Below are 1,106 nucleotides of genomic sequence, written 5' to 3' on the forward strand. Positions count from 1 at the left end.
GCGGAGCAGGTCGGCCTGGCCGAGCGAATAGCCGGCGAGCACCTGGGCGGCCTTCTGCACCTGCTCCTGGTACACGATGAGGCCGTAGGTGATGCCCAGGACCTCCTTGAGCGGCTCCTCCAGCTCGGGGTGGATCGGGGTGATCTCCTGCTGCCCGTTCTTCCGCAGCGCGTAGTTGATATGCGAGTTCATGCCCATCGGGCCCGGCCGGTAGAGGGCCGAGACGGCGGAAATGTCCTCGAAGTTGTCGGGCTTCATCATGCGCAGCAGGGAGCGCATCGGGCCGCCGTCGAACTGGAAGACGCCGAGGGTGTCACCGCGGCAGAGCAGTTCGAAGGTCTTGGGGTCGTCCAGGGACAGATCGAGCATCTTCAGGTCGATGCCCTTGTTGGCGCGCACCATCTTGACGGCGTCGTCCATGATGGTCAGGTTGCGCAGGCCCAGGAAGTCCATCTTCAGCAGGCCGAGCGACTCACAGGTGGGGTAGTCCCACTGGGTCACGACCTGGCCGTCGTTCTTCGGCGAGAAGACCGGGACATGGTCGGTCACCGTCTCGCTCGACATGATCACACCGGCGGCGTGCACACCCATCTGGCGCACCAGGCCCTCGATACCGCGCGCGGTGTCGATGACCTTCTTCACATCCGGCTCGTTCTCATACATCCCGCGCACCTCGCCCGCCTCGCTGTAGCGGGGGTGCTTCTCATCGGTGATACCGGAGAGCGGGATGCCCTTGCCGAGGACGTCGGCGGGCATGGCCTTGGTGATGCGGTCGCCCATCGCGTACGGATAGCCGAGCACCCGGGCCGAGTCCTTGATGGCGTTCTTGGCCTTGATGGTGCCGTAGGTGCCGATCTGGGCGACCTTGTCGTGGCCGTATTTCTCGGTGACGTACCGGATGACCTCACCGCGCCGACGCTCGTCGAAGTCGATGTCGACATCGGGCATGGACACACGCTCGGGGTTGAGGAACCGCTCGAAGATCAGCCCGTGCTCGACCGGGTCGAGGTCGGTGATGCCCATCGCGTACGAGACGATCGAACCGGCCGCGGAGCCTCGGCCGGGGCCGACCGCGATGCCGTTGTTCTTGGCCCACATGATGAAGT

At 65.0% G+C, this 1,106-nt stretch carries 1 protein-coding gene; it reads right to left on the reverse strand.

Annotation, left to right across the window (positions count from 1 at the left end):
* On the reverse strand, positions 1–1,106 hold a 1,106-nt coding region (dnaE, locus tag KN815_RS18145), incomplete at both ends, for a DNA polymerase III subunit alpha (RefSeq protein WP_216342976.1).

It is taken from the genome of Streptomyces niphimycinicus (assembly GCF_018883605.1).
GTDB lineage: Bacteria > Actinomycetota > Actinomycetes > Streptomycetales > Streptomycetaceae > Streptomyces > Streptomyces niphimycinicus.